This is a genomic window from Pseudomonas sp. C7.1 (assembly GCF_056312395.1).
Map to the genome: position 1 here is coordinate 808,884 of NZ_JBWDTL010000003.1, position 17,859 is coordinate 826,742.

Here is a 17,859-nt window from a genome sequence, read left to right on the forward strand (position 1 = left end):
GCGGAGCTGCACACGCCCTCTCGCTTATCGTGCGCTATAAATATGCCATGAAGGCGAAAAGTCTGATCCACTTGCTTACCCGCTCACCGGTGTTTTCCAAGGTTGGCATGGAAGGGCTGCAATTCCTTCTCGAAGGCGTATCGTTGGTCAAGCTGGAAAGCGGCCAGCATCTGTTTCACATGGGTGACAAAGCGGCTTATTTTTTCCTCGTCGAAGAGGGCAGCGTGATGCTGTACCGGCCCAGCTATAAGGGCGACCATAAGATCTTTCGCAGCATGGCGGCCGGCGATCTCCTGGCGGAAACTGTCATGTTTGTCGAGCCTTGTTGTTATCCACTGTCGGCGCAGGCCAGCGTTGACTCCACTGTTTATCGATTGCCCCGGGAGCGTTTGCTGGAGCTGTGCCGGGCCTCGCCGGACTTCAGTATCGCGATGCTGGAAGGCATGGCCGTGCGAATTTCCCAGTCGCTCAACCGTATCGACCTGTTGACCATCGGCAACTCGGCCCAGCGACTGGTGGTTTATCTGATGGATCTGTACATGCAGCAGCGCAGCGCGTGGCTGGTGCTGCCGGCCAGCCACGGCGTGCTGGCCCGTCAGCTGAACATCACGCCGGAAACATTTTCGCGCCAGCTGAGTGCCTTTCGCAGTGCGGGCTTTGTGGGCGGGCGCAATCCAGAACTGGTACTGCTGGACATCGAAGGTCTTTGTCATTCCGTCGACTTGCCCACGCCGGAAATCGGCTCTCAGCGCGGGGAGCCTACGACACACCTGGGCAACAGCTTATTTGACTGTTGCAACTACGCCAAACAGGCCTTGGGAAAAGGCTGAGCAAGCCGCTCAGCAACCTCCGCCATTTCTCGCCTGGGGTTCAGAGCAGTCTTCCAGGCCATCTTCGCGTGGGCCGCTGAGGGTGGTCCAGGTGTAGTAGAGGAAGGTGGCAAAACAGAACGTCCATAGCAGGCCGGACAAGCTCAGGATAGGCATGGCCGCACTTGCCGCCAGAGGCATACCTGCTAGCGCCCGGAGCAGGGAGGCGGTGACCAACAACATGGCGCAGAGCGGAAGCCAGGGCCGCCTGTCCAGCCAGAGCCCTGCATGGATACGACCGGCCAGGGCCATGATGGTGAAAATCGCCAGCGCAGCGGCCCCGCTAGTCAACAGGTGCTGCCCGGTCGACGGACTGAACGGCGCGCCGAGCCAGGCCGCGCCCATGCTGGCGTAACCCAGTGCGATCAGCCAGTAGCTGGCGTAGAGCATCAGAGCCCAGCGGCTGAAGAGTGCTCGGCCCACATGCCAGTCGTTGAGCAGGTTGAGCATGGCTACAGCGGCAGCCAAAGCAACCCAGCCGGTGACGCTGTTGTGGCCCAGGGCGAATTCACTCGCACTGCAGATGGCAATGCAGAAAATCGCCAGATAGCGGCGTGGCGGGCGAGCCAGGTAGCTGTCCGTTGGTGCAGGGGCGCCGGGACGGCCCTCTTCGATACGACCGTTGACCACACTCATGGAGATGCGGCTGGTGGCGATCACGATCAGTATCATCACGGCGCCAATCGCTGCTCGGGTCCAGGCCAGCGCATCGGCAGCGGTGAATTGCGCGATGAAGAACCCCAATTGCAGCAGGCTCAGGCAGGTTATGACCCAGGCGAAACTCAGGTGCTGGCGGCCCGGATCGTTCCACAGCCGTGGAGCGAGCAGGCGAAGCAGAAGCAGCCAGAAGGCCAGGTTGCAAAGAGCTGCGGGCCAAAGTCCTAGTGCTGGAGGCCAAAGCGCTGACAGCAGGTAAACCAGGCGGGCCAGCAGCCATAGCCAGAGCAGGGGGAGCAGCGCCTTGTAACCGATGCCGCTCGTTCGGGTGAACTCCGGGATTGCGGTCAGGACGAAGCCCGCAGTGGCCGCAGAAATGAAGCCGAACATTAGCTCATGGGCGTGCCAAAGAATAATGCCACCAGGCGGGTTCCAGGCTGGTAGCCAGCCATTCAGGAATAACAGCCAGACCAGCATGAAGAGTACGGCGCTAGCGGCGGTCAGAAGGAAAAAGGGACGGAAGCCACACATCAACACAGGCGCAAGCCGATTCATATCTGGCAGCCTGTATGCGTTCCATGGCGGGTGACGACCGGTGCCAGTGTTCCCTGGCTCAGGCCGAAGCCAATGCGCATTTCTTGGGTTTCCATCAGCTCCCCGGTTGTCTTATAGATCCAGGCCTCCGTGCGTTCGTTCTGCGGTAGGGCCATGACAAATTCATGCACCAGGCGCCCTGGGTTGGGCACCATCAGCAGGACGCGATCCGCCAGGCGCACGGCTTCCATGAGGTCGTGGGTGATCAGCAGGACCGCGCTGCTGCGTTGCATGAGCTGCTCGCGGAGCAGGGCGTAAAGTTCCAGTTTCAGACCGACGTCAAGTGACGAGAAGGGTTCGTCGAGCAGCAGCAGATCGGGCGATAGCGCCAGGGCGCGGCCGAGGGCGACTCGGCTTTGCATGCCACCCGAAAGCTCATGTGGGTACTTGTGCAGATCGCCCTCTGCCAGCCCAAGACGAGCTGCAAAAATCTCTGCCTGCTTGCGGCGCGCAGCCTTGGGTACGCCGAGGGCCTTAAGACCGAGGGCAATATTGTCTCTGGCATTCATCCAGGGCATCAAGCTGGGCTGCTGGAACACGCAGCTTATCCCTCGGAAGTCGCACTGCATGACGATTTCCGAGGGGCTGATCAAACCGGCGATCACTTGCAGTAATGTGCTTTTGCCGCATCCGGAGGGGCCTATCAAGGCCAGGGTTTCGCCTGCGTAGAGATCGAGCCCCACGTCGGCCAGGACCTCGGTCGGGCCATATCGGTGATAGAGATGACGAATGTGCAGGGCGTTCATTGTTCCTCCACCGTGCGCCAGCGTTCGACTCGCCGCTTGAGTGGTTCGAGGAGCAGGTATTCAGTGCCCAGCAACAGTGCTAGTACAGCGAGAATCCAGGCGAGCGAGCTGGCGGTATCCAGTTGTGCGCGAGAAACCGCCAAGGCTGCCCCGACGCCATCCGTTGTGCTTAGTAGTTCGGCCATCACCACCACCTTCCACGAGGTGCCGAGTGCCGTGACCCATGCGGGGAACAGGTAGGAGGTGACATGGGGAACGTACAGGTCGGTAAGGAGCATACGCCTAGGCAGTCGGTAGGCTCGCGCGACCTTTTGCAATTGATTGTCCAGCGTACGGGCGCCTTGCATGGCAGCGGCGAATACGATGGGGAAGCAGGCGATGAATACGGTGAATACGGGAGTCGCATCACCCATGCCGAACCAGAGCATGGCCAGCACCAGCCAGGCGATTGGGGGCATGCCCAGCAGCAGTGTGACCAGGGGGCGCGAAAGCATGGCCGCCGTCAGCGAACGGCCGGCCAGCAGCCCCAGCAAACTACCGGCAAGCAGAGCGGCGCTTAGCCCATAAAAGGTGCGACGAGCGGAAATGCTCAATTGCGGAAGGGCGGTGCCATCTCCGATCATGGCCGAAAGTTGCTCCAGCGTTGCCAGTGGGCCTGGCAGCAGCAGGGCACCATAGACCTGCGCCGCAAACTCCCATGCTGCACAGAACAGCAGCAGGCTTGCCAGGGCACCCCAGCCACTCCAGAGGTAGCTCAGGAGGGACAGTAAGCTTTCGAATATAGCTTTGGGTAGGCTGCGCATTTAGTTGGGTGCGCCGCCATAGAAACCGGCATCCGGCAGTTTGCCGCCCACGTTGGCAGGCTGGCGCTGAAGCAGGATTTGGAAGAATGCTTCCAGCTCAGGGCGGGCCCGGACCGCGCTCAAGTGATAGCGGGGCAGCACCTGGAGAGAGTCGGTGACTGCTTCAGGGCTGAGCAGGCCGATATGCCGGGCGACCATCTCGCCGCATTCCTGAGGATGCTCGAAACACCAATCGCTGGATTGCGCGTAGGCCTTCTCGATACGCTGAGTCATGTGCTGATCAAGGCGTGCAGCTCCTAGCGCTGCCAGTCCGGCCTGAGGAATGCGGGCCTCGCTACTGCGCAGGCTGCCCCACTGTTCTTGCAGGTCCACGCTGCGGAATAGCTCTGGGGCGATCAGCGATATGGGAAAGGAATTGGTCTTGCGTAGTGCCATGGAAATAGCGGGCTCGGCCAGCAAGGCATGATCGACCTGACGCGTGATCAGGAGTTGCAAAGCGTCCAGTGGCGTAGAGGCATAGCGCAAGTTGAAATCTCTGCTCGGATCCAACCCCTGCTGTTCGACGAGAAAACTAAATACGATATCCGGCATATCAGCGCGGAAGGGAATCGCCACTTCCAGGCCCTTGAAGTCGGCCAGCGTTTTCATATTCGGGTTACGTGACACCATCCACAATGAGCCCCAAGTGGATACGTTGAGCAGGGTGATGTCGGCGCCCCGGTTGTACAGATTGGCTGCTACATTGGTAGGGGCCGCGATGAAGTCGGCCTGCTTGCCGATCACCAGTGCGCGCAACTGATCGGGGTTGCTCCAGAGAACGAACTCGATGTTTTGTGCCTGGTCGCTCAGGGCTCCGCTTTCCAGCATATGTATCAGCGGATACGAAACCGAGGCGGGTGGGCCTGCCAGCACCAGTCGTGGCCGTACTGTAGTTTGCGTATCTGCCATCACCGATAGGCATGGCCCCAAAGGCAATACGAGTATTGTCAGCAGCATGATGAGGCGCTTGAAACGGGTGGTATTGGTCGATGTCACTTGGCAATCCACGTGGCGGCCATGCGGGCCCTGATTGTTGGGATCCAGAGCGAGCGAGTATATTCACCAGGCCTTTAACTGAGAATGATAATTATCAAGCTGGGTGTACTATTCATTATTGATGGGAGCAGGCGGCCGGATCGATTGCTAGGCCTCAGCAGACGGGGCCATGCGTGCTGGGAGCCTGTCGGACTTTCGGACTCTTCCTTGCGCTGCAAGTATTCGCGACAACCAGGGCTCTGTAATCGAGAGCCCGCTGATGAGCCGTTTTGTGCTTGCTGACCTAGGCACTGCGCATTGACTGCCGCCTTCGGTGAGCGAATGGTTGCCGGCGGATCACTTGGCGCGGTTCGTGGTCGAGGCCATCGAGCAACTCGATCTGAACGAGCTGACCGGCCAGTATGCTGGCCGGGGTTCAGCCGCCCACCATCCGAGCGTGCTCCTGGAGCTGCTGATCTGCGGCCACGCTAATGGCGTTCACTCCAGCCGCAAGATCGAACGCGCGACCTATGACTCGGTCGCGTTCCGTTATGTGGCGGCCAACACCCACCCCGATCACGACACCCTGGTCACGTTCGGTCGGCGTTTCCTGCAGCAGATTGAATTGCTGTTAGTCCAGGTGCTGATGCTGGCGCGCGAGATGAACCCAGGAAGCGAGAACCTGACTCATATCGCTGCACAGAGCGGCCACGTACCAAAAACACCCTGAACTCGCTCTGTCATTCCTGTGCAGGTTAAGTCCGACAGGCTCCTAGCCCGGATTTCATAAATAGAGACGAGTTCGTTTAACCTTTGATCTTGTCGTTTTTATGAAACATCCGGGCTAAAATCGGCGGCCGCGATCATAGTATCAGCGCCACCTGTGAGCCTTAATGGTCGTTGCGCACATATTGCTGAGGCGCGTGGGGCAACAGTGGAGGCAACAGTGGAGGCAATAGGCAGGCCGGGTTGCAACTTGCCAGAATAAAGCCCTCACCTTCCAGTTTGGCTAAGAATGCCGTCCAATGAGGTAGTAGTTCGGTCTTGCCTACTGCTTGCAGCTTGCTTTGCTCGAATCGATATAAATGAGTGTCACCGAAGGCAAACTGCATGTTCAGATCCGAGCGCTGCATGATTGGCAGAATTGTAGGGTTTAGGTTATCCAGCAACAGGGGGGCGCCTGTAAGGTCCGGCCAAAAGCCCAGGATCATATGAGCCTGTTTGGTCGAGGAGACGGTCGTGTAAACCAGGCGCAAATGCTGCTCGGGAATACCGAGTAATCTCAGGGTGAAATACTTGGCGAGGGCGAAGTCCTCGCAGTCGCCGGCACCCTGCATGAGGGTCTCTTGCGGCGACGCCCAATAATCTGCTTGCCCCCATATATCCTGATCTTCGCCGTAGCGGATGTGGCTATTGAAGAACTCATTCACCCGCTGCAGCTTGTCCGCATCATTTAGCGGAGTGCTCTGCGCGATCAGCAGTTTCCAGTCTTGTAGGCGTTGGTGTGCGTGCTCGGTGAGTTTTTTCGGCGGTAGAGGCGTGGCATGAGCCGCTCCCATCAGCACGCTGCTACCTAGCAGGATGCCGGCAAACGCATGTCGGTGCTGGCCGAGAAAAAATAGGGTGAGGACATAAAACCTTACCAAGCCGCGCTCCTTTCAAACTCGCGTTGAGAGTATGAGGTCAACCGTTATTCGCACCATAAAGCGTGGGGCTTTGATGGAGCAAGGCTCATTCGTCGGTTCCGGGGGTTGCAATTGCCGTGGGCGGACGGTTGTAACAAAGCACTGGGTCAACCGTCTGAATGGTGTAAGACATCTTTGGAGGATGACATCATGAAATCGCTAGTTGGTATGACCGCGCTGACCGCGCTGCTGATAGGTCCCCACGTAACTTCGGTTCAGGCCGAAGAAGTCAGTACTCTCTGGTTCACCCAGGGACCACAATTACTCCTGGCGGAGGGCGGCAGTGAGCGGCTTATGCTCCAGCGACAACGCTTGCAGGCACTGGCCAGCCAGCGTTCGGCCGTTGACGATGGTCAGCGGTTTGTTCAGCTGATCGAAGAGCAACCCACTGCAGCCGGTGATGCAGCGGTTGAACAGCAAGTAGATCGCAAACCCGCTCCAAGCTTCAAATCACCGATCCAGCGGGATCGGGAACTGTATGGCAGCCCACACTGATACTGAGTGTGTTGAGTACACATGGGGGAGATGCCAACCAAGCCGGTGTCGCCTACCTAGGGCACAGGGATGTGCCAACCAGTCAGTTTAAACTGACGCGTTTATCGACGCCCTTATTGGGTTTTCCTAGCGCGCTGCTAGCCATTCACTGAGGGCTTGATGCTGTTGCATTTTACGCTTCGGGATCGGAGATTCGTTCCCTTATCAACCAGGGTGATGCGCTCTGGGGCAGCGCCGAGTTGTCTCTTCAACATGGTCTGCTTAATTACCTGATGCCATTTGCGGTGTCGGCGTTCAGTGCTGTGCAGGCGCGTGGCAAGACTCCGGCGTAAGGCTTCAAAACACTTCGCGGCCACCCTGAAGCCAGCGCCAGGTATCGAGCAGGTCGAAGCACAGGCTGATGCCATTCACGCTCAGCACCAGGCTGACGTACATGACTTCATAAATGCTTGCCGTCGATGCGGTGGTGACTAGGTAGCCCAGCAGCATGACTTGCAGGGGGCCCCACACAAGCAGGTGGGGCACGGCCATCAAACGGTTGAAGCCTGCGTAGCGGTACAACAGCAGCATATTGCTGCCCAATGCCAGCAAAGCGGCTATCGCCACTATGCGGGCACTGGGGTACTGCAGCAGCCCGAGGCTGAGCAAATTAGCGGGCACCAGGAAGCCTGCCATCCAAATTTGTACCCACATGGGTAGGCGCCGAAACGATTGCCAGAGGCGTTGATGGATGGTGATAAAGGCATTCACGGCATATCTCCAAGGTGCATTTCGTGATGTGAATGGGCGCGCAGCGAGTCGGGAACTCCGGTCTCTTGCAGCCCGCCTGACGCCAGCCAGGCCTGCGTCTGTAAATAGGCACGCTCGATCAGGCTACGGGTCTGGGTAAAGTCGAAGACTGAAACTCCCAAGGGGCATAGTGGTGCGGCCACGTGGATCTGTGCGTGCATTGCGTGTAATTCGATGTCGCGTACCAGCTGACGCATGCTCATCAGGTTGAGGGTATGCAGCGCCAGTGCAACCAAACCTTTGGGTGGTGCCTTGCACGCGCAGCCAAAGCCGGTGGGCAATACCAGAATGCGCGTAGCGCCAAGAGCCACTGCGCTGGCGATTGGCGTATTGCTGGCCACGCCACCGTCAATTAATAGGCGGCCGTCTATTTCAATCGCGGGATAAACCAGGGGAATGGCTGCACTGGCCAGTAAGGCGTTAAGCAAATCGCCGCGCGACTGCAGCACTTCGGCGCCACTGAGCAGATCGGTGGTGACCACATGCAGAGGGAGCATGCAGTCCTCCAGGTTACTGACCGGAAGGGCCGCCAGAATCATCTTGCGCAGACCTGCATTGCTGAGAATATGCCCGCGTCGGCGCAATAGGGATTCGGCCGCGCTGAGTAGGGAGAAGGGGAAGATGTCTCGTTGGCCCAGACTGCACCAAATGTCGGCCAGTTTCGCGACACCAGCGCTGCTCGGGTTGCTGGCGAAATAGGCGCCGTTGATGGCACCTACTGATGCCCCTATGACCAGATCGGTATCCAGCTGCGCCTCGACCAAGGCTTGCAACATACCGACTTGCACAGCCCCCAGGCTGCCACCACCCGCGAGCACTACGGCAGTTTTGTCACTCATTCGTTTTTGCTCCCTTACCCGGACTGGTCGAGGGACCAGTCATAGTCCATGAACTCGACTTCAAGCGCTTCTTCACTGGCAGGCGCGTGTTGTGGGTCGCTTAACAATGAAGTCTGTGCAGGGCATCGCACAAACGCTGCCGTGCTGGGCGCAGATCATCCTGAAGACTGTCAGCCAGCAGCGCTAAATCTTGTAGATTGTCGATGTCGAACAGCTCGCCAGCCACTATCAGCGAGTGCCCAGCGCGGCTGCAGCTGTCAGCCAGCGCCTGGCCCAGGTGCTCGGTACTCCAGGGCAGGTCGCTCAATTGCGGCCAAGGGCGGTTCGAGGCCATGAGTACGACGCCACCATCTCGGGCCTTGAGTAGCACGGTGTCGTACTCAGCAAGCAACCTGTCTACTTCAAAGTAATGCTGCGCTGCCAAGGTTGGGCAGTCGCTGCCAATAAAGATCAAACGCCGCTGGCCTAGTGTGCGTAGTCGGCTATCCAGATCGTTCAAGCGCTGGCCCAGATTGCCATCTTGCTGTGGCAGGCACAGGGCTTCTGGACAGATAGCCTGCCCCCAGTCCAGGAGTTGTGGCTGATCCGGTGAGAGCACCTTGAGCCCTGGCCAGTGATTGAGGTCTTCCAGGGCGCAATCGAGCAGAATCTGGGCAAACAGCAATGCCTGTGCCTGGCCCACTTGCGCGGCCAAACGTTGCTTTGAGTGTCCCAGTGCGGGTCGCTTACAAAGCAAAACCAGGCATGTGTTCGAGGTAGGCTCCCGCCTGCAAGATTGGGTTTGCGTCAAGCCTGTGCTCCTGTTCTGCCTGCGCGTTGGCATTGCCTGCAAAGCGTGTCCACCTAAGAGCAGGGTTCCGCAGTTTTGTTACAGCACGCGCTATTGATCGGGGTTGTTGAGCTGCTTAAGAATGGCTTGGGCGTCTACGGTCTTATCGGTAAGGGGCAATTGCTGGAGCACCTCAGAAGTCAGCTTGAGCTGCTTGATGTAAAGCGTGCAGCGCGAGCACATACGCAGGTGCATAAACACCGCCCAGCGGGTGCTTAAGCGTAAGTCGCCCTCAATAATCGCGGAGCCCAGCTCCGACATTTCTCGGCAGGTCAGCATGTGCCTACCTCCTCAAAGTGGTTGAGCATGGCATGCATGCGCTGCCGTCCTCGGTGTAGCAGTACGCGGATATTGCCTTCGGCTAACTCCAGCGCTTGAGCGATTTCGTCGTAATCCAGGCCGCCTAGTTCGCGCATCATCACCACGCTTTGTTGGTCGCCGGGCAGCTTATGCAGGTGTTTGCGGATGCACTCATGCAACTCGGCTTCGGTGAGTAACGCCTCAGGGGTGTCATGGTGCCATTGGCTGGGCGGCGCGTCCCACGCGCCCTGTTCACTGAAGCGCGAGCTGATGGGCGAGCCTGAGTCGAGACCCCAGCCATCCAAGGATATTTCACGTCCGCGTTTGCGCCTCATAGCATGGGCTTCGTTGATGGCGATTCGTGCCAGCCAGGTGCGCAGTTTGGCGCGCCCCTCGAACTTACTGATGGCCGCAAAGGCTTTCAGCCAGGTTTCCTGGGCGACATCATCGGCCGACTCAGGGCCTACCAACGGCATGGCCATGGCGACCAGAAAGGCATGGTGCAGCTTGATGACGGTCTCAAGGGCTGTGCTGTCGCCTTTGCGTAGTCGTCTGATCAGTTCCTGCTCATCATCCATTCGCTTGTCCCTTGGTAGTTTCTTAATACAAGTCTTGCTGGCATCTCCAGTGCAGCTTCTTAGAAGCGCAATTGCTGTGTTTGTTACAGCCCGTGCGCTTGCGTTAACTATCCTCTCGCAGCGTTACGCAGCGAGAGGATAGTTGAAGATGTTGGCAAGCTGAATATCCACAGGCGTTGTGCCGGGCGGGGGTGTAACAAAATGTCGGCTACCCTCTCTGAGAAGGGCAAGCGTTGAACTGCTTATGATCAATAGGCTCGGTCAATGCGGTGCTCGTGGGATTGGGCAGTAGCGAACTGCCCGACTCATACCTACAAGACCTTGAGGAATCGACATGTCCCAGCAACTGAACAAAAAAACCAATACTCCTGCTCGTCGTCCACTGGCTGCCATGCTGTGCGCCGGGGCATTGAGCGTAGCGTTGGCCGGCCCGGTGCTGGCTGCAAATCCGTGTGCACCCTGTGCCGCCAAGTGTGCCCCCGCAGCACTGAATCCCTGCGCGGCTAATCCTTGCGCTGCCAATCCGTGCGCGGCAAAAAATCCCTGTGCAGCCAAGAATCCGTGCGCGGCGAAAAATCCGTGTGCCGCCAAGAACCCTTGCGCCGCCAAGAATCCCTGTGCGGCCAAGGCGCAGTAATCGCTGAGACGAGATAGCTGGCAGTCCAGGCCTCGGTCATGGCCTACCCCCGCGTGAGAGCGGGTTGGCCCTGCCAGCAGATCGCCTTATTTGTAACAACTTTGGATGATTTGCTTCTTAGTTCTGTTGGGCATTTAAAGACGCATGCCACGCTCGGTTGTTTGGCCTGTCGGCGACGTGGCTAGGCTTTATTCGGTAGGTGAACAGAGCCGTGTGTCAGCGCGATGCCCATAGAGGTATCCATCATTTGCCGTATTTAAACGGACAGAGGACGACAGCATGCGCTATCTATGCCCCGATCTTGCTCCACTACACGCTCACCGGCCGCTTGCCGCCATGGTTTCTGCCACGGTTTTAACCATGGCACTATCAGGCCAGGCCATGGCGGCCAACCCCTGTAACCCCTGTGCAGGGAAGTGCGCTCCGAGCAGCCTTAATCCATGTGCAGCCAAGAACCCTTGTGCGGCGAAAAATCCGTGCGCGGCGAAGAATCCTTGCGCTGCGGGAGCCCCCTGTGCGGCCAATCCCTGCGCGGCGAAAATCAACCCCTGTGCGCTCAAGTCCGTTAAGCGTCCGGCTAATTACAAGCCCTATCAAGGCAAGCAAGCGGATCTCATCGCCTATGGTGGGAAGCTCTACAAAGACCCCAAGTTGAGCAGTAACGGCTTGTCTTGTGAGACCTGTCATCAGGGTGGCAACCTGTTTCAAGCCGGTTTTGCCAAGGCGTTTCCCCATGAAGTGGCCATGGCGAAGAACCAGTTCGGCATGTCTCAAGTCTTCCTCGATGAAATGGTGCAGATCTGCATGGTTGCCCCCATGGCAACCAAGGCGCTTGATTGGCAATCGAAGGAATTGGCGGCGCTTACTGCCTATACGGCAACACTGCAAACCAGCTTCAAGCCTAACCCTTGTGCGGCCAATCCCTGTGCGGCAAAAAATCCTTGCGCGGCCAAGAACCCTTGTGCCGCCAAATGTGCGCCTTGTGCTGCGAAGTAAGTAACGCGCATTGACCGGGATGGTGAGCGCCAGCCCGGCCTTTTAGGAGGTTTTAATGAATTCAGCGTTACAGGCTCTCGAAAGCGTCATGCCGGAGTTCACTGTTGAGCTGCCCAAGGCAAATGAATTAGGGCGCGATGAGCGTTCGAGTCTGTTGCTGGCAGCGCAGGAGGAGGCACGCTGCCAGCATGCTTTGTCTAAGGCTGGCCTTAATGTGGTGGGTGAACTACTCAAGGGCCACGATGGGTTCTATGAGATGAACCATTACCCGGACGGTGATGTGTTCGACCGCGACAGTCACGCACAGTACTACTATCACGCCCACCGCGAGGGTGGCGTTGAGCATGGTCACTTCCACACCTTTATTCGTGGCCAGGGCATCCCTGGCACGTTGCAACCGCTGGCTGCTCCTGCCGGGAGTGAACCTTGGCCGAGTGGCGATGAGGCTATTGCCCACCTGATTGCCGTGTCTATGGATGCTTGGGGTCAGCCTATTGGGCTGTTTGCTTGCAATCGCTGGGTTACCGGCGAAACCTGGTATCCCGCCGAAGCGGTCAAGGAACTGTTACCGAGCTTCGTGATTGATCACGCTTATCCGTCCTGGCCAGCCAATCTGTGGCTCACGGCGTTGCTGCAACTGTTCAGGCCGCATGTCCAAGCGTTGATCGAGCATCGGGATCGGGTCATAGACGCCTGGCGTGAAGCACATCCGGCCCAGGATGTGTTTGAGGACCGTGGGCTTGAGATCACCGGTTATTTGCCGATTTCAATCAATGACTGGGTTGCGGCTTTGACCCAAGCACAAGACATTGACGTTACCTGACTTCAACTTTGAGCAATATTCGAGTAGACGATGAATATCCTGTTTCTCTGCACCGCCAACAGTTGTCGCAGTATTCTGGCCGAAGCCATTTTCAATCACCTGGCCCCAGACGGCATGCACGCATTCAGTGCCGGCAGTAAGCCCAGTGGTTGGGTGCATCCGCAAAGCCTAAGGGCGCTGCAGCGTGCTGGTATCGCGCAAAGTGGATTGCACAGTAAATCCCAGCGAGTGCATGAAAACCTGCAGCCCGATTTGGTCATTACCCTCTGTGGCAATGCTGCTGCGCAGCCATGCCCGGCATACTTTGGCAGTGCGATCAAAGCACATTGGGGCCTGCCGGACCCTGCCATACAGGGTGGAGTCCAAGAAGACATTGATGCTGTTTTCGATGCGACAGTAACCAGCATTGTGCAGCGCATTGACAGCTTCCTAGACCTACCACTGCAGCAACTGGACGCGCAGCAACTGGGGGCAGCATTGGTGTCTATTGGCAATAGCTGAGCGGATTCGCAGCGTTGCCTTAAGCCACTGGCTGCGGCCCCCTCAATCACCCAGGAGTCTGCAGCATGATGACTTGTCGGGAAATGGCACAGCTAGGTTCGGATGTCATCGATAGGCAGTTGAGCCTTAAGCAACGCATTGCTGTCTTCGTTCACTTGCGCCAATGCAAGAACTGTCGGCTGTACATCAAACAACTGGCATTAACCTCAGCGGTTCTGCAGCAGTTGGCAGCTGAAGCGGACAATACCCAAGTCGAAGCTACGCTGGAGAACATTAAGCAGGCCCTCGGTGAGCGCAAGGCTTAGCAGGCCGTTGAAAAACTACCTGCGTTGGCAATACTGCGTTAACAGTCATGGCAGCCCCGCCACCCCTGATGATGAAAGAGAGCTATAGATAGGGAAGGTGGCGGTGAGAGGTCGCTAGTTTTTTTGGCGGAGACACCCCGTCGTTAACATGATCCAGCGAACTGACTCGTACCCCGGATTGCCTCTTTCGAGAGCGAACGCTAAATAGGCCGTTGGGGACTTGTTCCCTTCAGGCTCATTCAGTTCGATCACCGCCACCTTCCCGATCTTGAGTGTAGACAGCAGAGGGGTGGGGTATGGAATTGATTGCCCTTTATAAACGTGTGGTTGGACTGGATGTGCATCAGGCCCAGATCACTGCCTGCGCGGTGATTGAAGAGACGGATGGTCGCATCACAGTCGAGCACCGTCAGTTTGGCGCGTTCAAGCGTGATCGTCGGGCGCTGGCCGAGTGGGTAGCGGCTCTGCAGCCGGACGATGTGGTGATGGAGAGCACCGGCGTTTACTGGAAGAGCCCCTATGCGGCCCTGGAAGCGGTGGGTATCAGGGCCAAGGTGGTCAATGCTCGGCATGTCAAAAATGTACCTGGGCGCAAAACGGACATAGCCGATGCTCACTGGCTGGCGATCCTGGCGCGCGCTGGGCTCTTGCGTGGCTCGTTTGTGCCGCCGGCCAAGCTGCGCGAGTTGCGCCTGATTGCCAGGCAGCGGCAGAAGCTGGTCAGCCAGTTGGCCTCGGAGAAGAACCGCTTGCACAAGGTGTTGAGCGACAGCGGGGTGCGTCTCGGCGTCGTGGTGAGCGACCTGCATGGGCGTTCTGCGCGGGCCATGGTCAAGGCGATCATTGCGGGTCAGCCCGTACACGAAGTGCTCAAGTTCGCCACGCGCCGCCTGAAGGCCAGCCGTGAAGAGCTGTTCGAGGCGCTGCAAGGAGAACCGACGGCCAGCCACTGTTTTGTGCTCGACGAGTTGATGCAGCACATTGAAGAGCTTGAAGCGCGGATTTCCCGTTTCGAAGCCCGCCTGCTCAGCGAACTCGATAGCGAGCGCAATGCCCTGTCTCTTTTGCAGACCCTGCCCGGCGTTGACTTGATCGGCGCGGCGCTACTCATCGTTGAGATCGGCAGTGACATGGACGCCTTTGGTAGCGCTGATCGATTAGCCTCCTGGGTGGGCATCTGTCCAGGCAACAACGAGTCTGCAGGTAAACACAAACCTGGAAAGATACGTAAGGGCAATGCTCATGTGCGGCGGTTGTTATGCGAATTCTCGCACTCGGCCAGCCGCACTGCATCGGTATTCAAAACCAAGTTCCAGGCACTGGTGATTCGACGTGGCTACAAGCGCGCGATCATCGCCTTGGCTCACAAACTGCTACGTACCGTCTACTACATGCTCAAGCGGCGCGAACACTACCGGGACAGCGCCCTGGACTATGAAGCCTTGTCGGTCAAACGCAATTCAGCTCGCTGGCTCAGGGCACTGGAGAAGTTCGGCTACCTGCCGAGCTAAACCACCCCCGAGTGTTTTTTTGCTGGTGTCCGGCAGGTTCGCGCTCGTCTGTCAGATGGATTCTTTCACGCTAAAAACGGCCTCAAAATGCTCATTTACAGCACGTAAACTCCGCTTTTTCGGCCGTTTTTGCCTTGTCTTGCCTGCCTCGCCTACGTTTTTCAACGGCCTGTCAGTTGTGCAGTGCTGCCTGTGGACTGACACTGTCGGCATCATGGTTGGCCAGCCATACCTGTAGCGCGTCCAGTGGCATGGGTCTGCCAATATAAAAACCTTGCGCTTGGTCACACTGGTTGGCCTGCAGCCATTGCAGTTCGCTGGCGGTCTCGACCCCCTCGGCAACCACTGACAAGCCAAGCTCACGACAGAGCAGAAGGGTCGAGCGCACGATAGCGGCGTTTTTATGCAACTGATCGACCTGGGATACGAAGGCGCGATCAATTTTCAATTCGCTGACCGGAAGTGTTCTGACATAGGCCAGAGAAGCGTGACCGGCCCCGTAGTCATCAATCGACAGCTTCACACCTGTATCAGCCAGCGTATTGAGGTGAGAGCTGGCAAGCTCAGGGTCTTCCATCAGGGCGCTTTCGGTAATTTCCAGGCAAATCAACCTGGCTGGCAAGTTGGTCTGCGCCAACGCTTGGGTGATATGGCGAACAAGCTGAGGGTTGAGTAGATCGAGCGCCGAAATATTAATTGAGGCGACCAGTTCAATGTTGTCGCGTTGCCAGCGTGCCGCTTGGGCAATGACCTCATGGATCAGCCAGGGGGTGATTTCGCGGATAAAACCGGTCTGCTCGGCAAACGGGATAAACAGATCCGGAGCAATCATTCCACGCGCTGGATGCTGCCAGCGCAGTAATGCCTCTACCCCTGCAATTCGACCACTGCCGAGATCCATTTTAGGTTGGTAGTAAATGATGAACTCATGGCGTGCCAGGGCTTCGCGCATGTCCCCCAGCATTGTCAGTTGTTCATGCCGCACCACGTCCTCGAATTCTGCGCCAAAGGCATAACTGTCGTGCCTGCGTTTGGCCGCCTTGAGTGCCAGGTCGGCGCGCCTTAGCAAGGCGGTGAGATCAACGCCATCGTCAGGATAAAACACCACGCCCAGGCTCACATCGATATCCAGGCGTTGGCCATCGAGTAGCATCGGCTTATGCAGTGCATCCAGAATCATCTGGATGTGTTCAGCGCTAGCGGCTCTGTCGACACCTTCGTAGAGCAGGGCGAACTCATCACTGCCCAGTCGGGCCACTATATGCGGGCTGCTCACGCAAGCGTTCAAACAGTTGGCGACCTCACTCAGTACCCGGTCTCCTACCTCATGCCCCAAGGCATTATTGATCGGGGCGAAACGGTCGATATCCAACAGCAGTAGCGCGCCATGCCCCTGTGACACGGCAATGGCGAGTCGTTCCATAAAGTGGGTGCGGTTGGGTAGGTCCGTTAGGCTATCGACGTAGGCCAGCCTGCTGATTCGCTTCTCGCGCAGCATGATGCTGTGCCGCATGGTTGCCAGTGCACGCAGTAGCACGCGCATTTCTGGGCCACGGCCACGCGGGATTTTCTTACGGTAGTTGCCGTCGGCGATGGTTTCAGCTACCGCTACTGCCTCGCCTATGGGGGTGACAATGGAGCGTGCAATCACCAGGGCCAGTAGGCCGCCGAGCAACAGGGCGCTCCCGGTGATAAGCACAATCAGCCAGCGTGTTCGGCTGGCCGACTGCTCAAAGTCTTCGACTGCGAGGCTCATCTGCTCGCGCTGATACTCGGTAAGGCCCAGGGTCTCACGCAGCAGGGCGTTAAGTGCGGAGTCCGTGTGCTGATCAAAGTGCTCCCTCGCTTGGGGTAACCCTTCGATTTCGATCAGTTCGACGGTTTCCTGAAAGAGTGCGCCATAGGCCTCACGCAGAGCGATGATGTGGGCAATGTCATTTTTCTGCTGTGCTGATTCGGCGGCTCGCGCCAGCCCTCCGATGGCCGCGTCGGATGCTGCCATTGCAGCATCCATATTGGCATACAGCGTGACTCGCTTGGTCTTGTCGGGTGTTTGCAGCAAGCGCAGCAGCTGGATGGCGGCGGATAGTGAATGGTGGTTGGCGCGCTGGGCAAGAACGGCTAGCCGTGCCGGTTGGTCGACGAATTCATGCATGCTGCTAGTCAGCGTTTCAAACCGATGCAGGGCAACGAGTGAAACGCTGAGAGATAGTCCCAGCAATATCGAAAACGCCAAGGCCAGGCGGCTTCTGATTGAAACGCAGTGGGCGAAGCGCCTGATATTGCGCCCTATCATGTTGGCGTACCTCCGGTCCTTGAAGGGCTGGTTGGGGCATTCCACGTTAATCGCGAAACCGAGCCAGCAAGCCGGGATTTGCCGCCGGGTCAGTGCGTTATGAGCTGAATCTGCGGGCAATAAAGTGATCCAGGGCAACAGCGCCTGGGCCTTTCGCCAGTAGCAGTAACAACACAGCGGCCCATACCCCGTGCGTCGGGTAGGCATCCGGGTAGACCAGCAACTGGATGGTTAGGGTCATGATCAACAAGGCCAGGGCAGAGAAGCGCGTAGCCAGGCCCACTAGGATCAGTGCCGGGAAAACGTGTTCGGCAAAGGCCGCCATAATCGCAGCAGGCTCCGGAGCGATCAGCGGCAGCCGATATTCTTCCTGAAACAGGAACACGGCCGAGTCGGAAAGCTGTGGTAAACCGAATTGAAACTCGCCTGACACGATGTCCAAGGCAAAGCCCTGTACTTTGGTCTGCCCGGACTTCCAGAAAATCGCCGCTACAGAAAAGCGCCCAAGCAAGGCGATCAACCAATAGGGCGTTCGTTCAAACAGCGCAATCAATCCCTTGATCAACTGTACCGGGCGAGCGTCATGCATGTT

The 17,859-nt window shown here is 57.8% G+C and carries 19 protein-coding genes and 1 pseudogene; 8 read left to right on the forward strand and 12 right to left on the reverse strand.

The features are described from left to right. Positions 1-47 precede the first annotated feature (47 nt). Entirely contained in the window at positions 48-830 is a 783-nt protein-coding gene (locus AC0T4W_RS07060) for a Crp/Fnr family transcriptional regulator (protein WP_476317905.1), read from the forward strand. Between the two features lie 9 nt (positions 831-839). Here AC0T4W_RS07060 and AC0T4W_RS07065 read toward each other — a convergent pair whose 3' ends face one another. From AC0T4W_RS07065 to AC0T4W_RS07080, 4 genes are read right to left on the reverse strand one after another with little or no spacing between them, the layout of a single operon-like run. Further along, positions 840-2,081, reverse strand: coding sequence for an NnrS family protein (locus AC0T4W_RS07065; protein ID WP_476317908.1), 1,242 nt, complete (start codon positions 2,079-2,081; stop codon positions 840-842). Then, on the reverse strand, positions 2,078-2,866 hold the full coding sequence (locus tag AC0T4W_RS07070; protein ID WP_476317910.1) for an ABC transporter ATP-binding protein: 789 nt from the start codon (positions 2,864-2,866) through the stop codon (positions 2,078-2,080). The genes AC0T4W_RS07065 and AC0T4W_RS07070 overlap by 4 nt, the downstream gene beginning before the upstream one ends. Then, a complete protein-coding gene (locus tag AC0T4W_RS07075; protein WP_476317913.1) occupies positions 2,863-3,669 on the reverse strand; it encodes an ABC transporter permease in 807 nt (268 codons plus the stop codon). The genes AC0T4W_RS07070 and AC0T4W_RS07075 overlap by 4 nt, the downstream gene beginning before the upstream one ends. After that, positions 3,670-4,704 carry an ABC transporter substrate-binding protein gene (locus AC0T4W_RS07080; protein ID WP_476317916.1) on the reverse strand — a complete coding sequence of 345 codons (1,035 nt, stop codon included), beginning with the start codon at positions 4,702-4,704 and terminating at the stop codon, positions 3,670-3,672. 301 nt (positions 4,705-5,005) lie between these two features. Here AC0T4W_RS07080 and AC0T4W_RS07085 point away from each other — a divergent pair. Then, positions 5,006-5,347: pseudogene (locus AC0T4W_RS07085) on the forward strand (transposase); the annotation flags it as partial. Between the two features lie 226 nt (positions 5,348-5,573). Here the strand turns inward: AC0T4W_RS07085 and AC0T4W_RS07090 are convergent. Beyond that, entirely contained in the window at positions 5,574-6,329 is a 756-nt protein-coding gene (locus AC0T4W_RS07090; RefSeq protein WP_476317919.1) for a transglutaminase-like cysteine peptidase, read from the reverse strand. Between the two features lie 189 nt (positions 6,330-6,518). Here AC0T4W_RS07090 and AC0T4W_RS07095 point away from each other — a divergent pair, with 189 nt between their 5' ends. After that, positions 6,519-6,863, forward strand: coding sequence for a hypothetical protein (locus AC0T4W_RS07095; RefSeq protein WP_476317921.1), 345 nt, complete (start codon positions 6,519-6,521; stop codon positions 6,861-6,863). A 336-nt stretch (positions 6,864-7,199) separates the two neighbouring features. Here AC0T4W_RS07095 and AC0T4W_RS07100 read toward each other — a convergent pair whose 3' ends face one another. The 5 genes from AC0T4W_RS07100 to AC0T4W_RS07120 form a co-directional block, all read right to left on the reverse strand. Further along, positions 7,200-7,556 carry a hypothetical protein gene (locus AC0T4W_RS07100; RefSeq protein WP_476317924.1) on the reverse strand — a complete coding sequence of 119 codons (357 nt, stop codon included), beginning with the start codon at positions 7,554-7,556 and terminating at the stop codon, positions 7,200-7,202. A 53-nt stretch (positions 7,557-7,609) separates the two neighbouring features. Further along, positions 7,610-8,491, reverse strand: coding sequence for a patatin-like phospholipase family protein (locus AC0T4W_RS07105; RefSeq protein ID WP_476317927.1), 882 nt, complete (start codon positions 8,489-8,491; stop codon positions 7,610-7,612). Positions 8,492-8,591: 100 nt separating this feature from the next. Then, the gene (locus tag AC0T4W_RS07110; RefSeq protein WP_476317929.1) at positions 8,592-9,185 is read right to left on the reverse strand and encodes a TIGR04282 family arsenosugar biosynthesis glycosyltransferase; all 594 of its coding nucleotides are present in this window, start codon (positions 9,183-9,185) and stop codon (positions 8,592-8,594) included. Positions 9,186-9,371: 186 nt separating this feature from the next. After that, positions 9,372-9,599 carry an anti-sigma factor gene (locus AC0T4W_RS07115; protein WP_476317932.1) on the reverse strand — a complete coding sequence of 76 codons (228 nt, stop codon included), beginning with the start codon at positions 9,597-9,599 and terminating at the stop codon, positions 9,372-9,374. Continuing rightward, entirely contained in the window at positions 9,593-10,198 is a 606-nt protein-coding gene (locus AC0T4W_RS07120; RefSeq protein ID WP_476317935.1) for an RNA polymerase sigma factor, read from the reverse strand. The genes AC0T4W_RS07115 and AC0T4W_RS07120 overlap by 7 nt, the downstream gene beginning before the upstream one ends. A 916-nt stretch (positions 10,199-11,114) precedes the next feature. On the opposite strand from AC0T4W_RS07120, the gene AC0T4W_RS07125 reads away from it, so the two are divergent. The 5 genes from AC0T4W_RS07125 (at position 11,115) to AC0T4W_RS07145 (ending at position 14,971) form a co-directional block, all read left to right on the forward strand. Further along, positions 11,115-11,831: a hypothetical protein gene (locus AC0T4W_RS07125; protein WP_476317938.1), complete on the forward strand. Its 717-nt coding sequence runs from the start codon at positions 11,115-11,117 to the stop codon at positions 11,829-11,831. A 55-nt stretch (positions 11,832-11,886) separates the two neighbouring features. After that, complete coding sequence (locus AC0T4W_RS07130) at positions 11,887-12,654, forward strand: DUF6969 family protein (RefSeq protein WP_476317941.1); 768 nt, start codon at positions 11,887-11,889, stop codon at positions 12,652-12,654. Between the two features lie 30 nt (positions 12,655-12,684). After that, positions 12,685-13,155: an arsenate reductase ArsC gene (locus tag AC0T4W_RS07135; RefSeq protein WP_476317944.1), complete on the forward strand. Its 471-nt coding sequence runs from the start codon at positions 12,685-12,687 to the stop codon at positions 13,153-13,155. Between the two features lie 65 nt (positions 13,156-13,220). Then, a complete protein-coding gene (locus AC0T4W_RS07140) occupies positions 13,221-13,460 on the forward strand; it encodes an anti-sigma factor family protein (RefSeq protein ID WP_476317947.1) in 240 nt (79 codons plus the stop codon). A gap of 296 nt (positions 13,461-13,756) precedes the next feature. Next, entirely contained in the window at positions 13,757-14,971 is a 1,215-nt protein-coding gene (locus AC0T4W_RS07145) for an IS110 family RNA-guided transposase (RefSeq protein ID WP_476316702.1), read from the forward strand. Positions 14,972-15,143: 172 nt separating this feature from the next. On the opposite strand, the gene AC0T4W_RS07150 is transcribed toward AC0T4W_RS07145, so the two are convergent. Both AC0T4W_RS07150 and AC0T4W_RS07155 read right to left on the reverse strand, forming a co-directional pair. Then, positions 15,144-17,474, reverse strand: a complete 2,331-nt coding sequence (locus AC0T4W_RS07150) for a putative bifunctional diguanylate cyclase/phosphodiesterase (protein ID WP_476317950.1) — start codon at positions 17,472-17,474, stop codon at positions 15,144-15,146. Beyond that, the gene (locus AC0T4W_RS07155; protein WP_476317953.1) at positions 17,365-17,856 is read right to left on the reverse strand and encodes a DoxX family protein; all 492 of its coding nucleotides are present in this window, start codon (positions 17,854-17,856) and stop codon (positions 17,365-17,367) included. Before AC0T4W_RS07155 ends, AC0T4W_RS07150 begins: the two co-directional genes overlap by 110 nt. Positions 17,857-17,859 lie beyond the last annotated feature (3 nt).

What these genes read in the sequence shown, in the direction of transcription:
- AC0T4W_RS07065 (WP_476317908.1), bottom strand. Translation starts at nt 2,081, where the DNA reads ATGAATCGGCTTGCGCCTGTGTTGATGTGTGGCTTCCGTCCCTTTTTC.
- AC0T4W_RS07120 (WP_476317935.1), bottom strand. Translation starts at nt 10,198, where the DNA reads ATGGATGATGAGCAGGAACTGATCAGACGACTACGCAAAGGCGACAGC.
- AC0T4W_RS07100 (WP_476317924.1), bottom strand. Translation starts at nt 7,556, where the DNA reads ATGTGGGTACAAATTTGGATGGCAGGCTTCCTGGTGCCCGCTAATTTG.
- AC0T4W_RS07060 (WP_476317905.1), top strand. Translation starts at nt 48, where the DNA reads ATGAAGGCGAAAAGTCTGATCCACTTGCTTACCCGCTCACCGGTGTTT.
- AC0T4W_RS07075 (WP_476317913.1), bottom strand. Translation starts at nt 3,669, where the DNA reads ATGCGCAGCCTACCCAAAGCTATATTCGAAAGCTTACTGTCCCTCCTG.
- AC0T4W_RS07150 (WP_476317950.1), bottom strand. Translation starts at nt 17,474, where the DNA reads ATGCCTACCCGACGCACGGGGTATGGGCCGCTGTGTTGTTACTGCTAC.
- AC0T4W_RS07070 (WP_476317910.1), bottom strand. Translation starts at nt 2,866, where the DNA reads ATGAACGCCCTGCACATTCGTCATCTCTATCACCGATATGGCCCGACC.
- AC0T4W_RS07125 (WP_476317938.1), top strand. Translation starts at nt 11,115, where the DNA reads ATGCGCTATCTATGCCCCGATCTTGCTCCACTACACGCTCACCGGCCG.
- AC0T4W_RS07145 (WP_476316702.1), top strand. Translation starts at nt 13,757, where the DNA reads ATGGAATTGATTGCCCTTTATAAACGTGTGGTTGGACTGGATGTGCAT.
- AC0T4W_RS07140 (WP_476317947.1), top strand. Translation starts at nt 13,221, where the DNA reads ATGATGACTTGTCGGGAAATGGCACAGCTAGGTTCGGATGTCATCGAT.
- AC0T4W_RS07105 (WP_476317927.1), bottom strand. Translation starts at nt 8,491, where the DNA reads ATGAGTGACAAAACTGCCGTAGTGCTCGCGGGTGGTGGCAGCCTGGGG.
- AC0T4W_RS07130 (WP_476317941.1), top strand. Translation starts at nt 11,887, where the DNA reads ATGAATTCAGCGTTACAGGCTCTCGAAAGCGTCATGCCGGAGTTCACT.
- AC0T4W_RS07155 (WP_476317953.1), bottom strand. Translation starts at nt 17,856, where the DNA reads ATGCATGACGCTCGCCCGGTACAGTTGATCAAGGGATTGATTGCGCTG.
- AC0T4W_RS07115 (WP_476317932.1), bottom strand. Translation starts at nt 9,599, where the DNA reads ATGCTGACCTGCCGAGAAATGTCGGAGCTGGGCTCCGCGATTATTGAG.
- AC0T4W_RS07135 (WP_476317944.1), top strand. Translation starts at nt 12,685, where the DNA reads ATGAATATCCTGTTTCTCTGCACCGCCAACAGTTGTCGCAGTATTCTG.
- AC0T4W_RS07095 (WP_476317921.1), top strand. Translation starts at nt 6,519, where the DNA reads ATGAAATCGCTAGTTGGTATGACCGCGCTGACCGCGCTGCTGATAGGT.